This window comes from Fusobacterium sp. SYSU M8D902 (genome assembly GCF_040199715.1).
GTDB lineage: Bacteria > Fusobacteriota > Fusobacteriia > Fusobacteriales > Fusobacteriaceae > Fusobacterium_A.
On the sequence record NZ_JBEFNA010000076.1, the window covers coordinates 1 to 833 of the forward strand.

General features: G+C 41.5%; 1 protein-coding gene. It reads right to left on the reverse strand.

Annotated elements, in window-relative coordinates; all coding sequences use genetic code 11:
- Positions 1-571: transposase family protein (locus ABNK64_RS11120; protein ID WP_502878733.1), on the reverse strand; the 571-nt coding region annotated here is incomplete at its 3' end.
- Positions 572-833: the final 262 nt, after the last annotated feature.

Below are 833 nucleotides of genomic sequence, written 5' to 3' on the forward strand. Positions count from 1 at the left end.
AGCGCACGTTTGTGTTGCCGTCTCTATTTTCAATACCGACAATCATGTCGTTAATGACTGCCACACCTGGACTATAGCCCAGGAACTTCTTGTAGGTTGGTTTTGCATCATACTTCTCTGTTTCAATGAACTGATGGTCAAAGTCAAAATCATACTCTTGACCGGATTTCAATTGACCAGTAGCAAGCAGGGCATTGACCAGTAAGCAGTTCATCTTGTCTGCAGTATTGAAATCATAGGATTTGCCAGAAGCAGATTTATAGGTGATGTTCTTACAAGTCAGTTCTTCGATAGCACGCAATATGGTGTCTGCGCTGCAAGTGCGAAGAGTTGGATGAAGAGACAAATGTTTCATCAAGTGAGTTGTAACATCCTCAATACATGAGCCGCCACAAAGATATACGCACATCAGAGAGCGTAGAATTTCGCTATATTGATAACCAAACATAGTGCATCTCAATCCCAAGGTGGAATCTATGGTTTGAGCTAAAAGAGCATCAAATTGCTCCATAATCGAAAAAATTCCCCCAAAAGGAGTGAGTTTCTCAGATTTTATTTGTATCTTTGCCATGTCATATTAGAGTTTTGCTTGTCTTCTTTTCGCAACACTAAGGTAAGTGAAAATTCTGACATGGCAAAATCCTGGGCAACTTTTTGTTGCTCAGGCACTTATAAATAATGTTAAACTATAGTGTTGCGGAATTAAGGGTTGAACGAAGCCTCGCCACGAATGTGGTCTGTGAAGCAGTAAGAACCCTTGACACCAAGGCCGAGAGACTCGATTTCTGTACCATAGTTAAGGTTAAGACCGACTGCAGCAGTCTTTGCCTGCG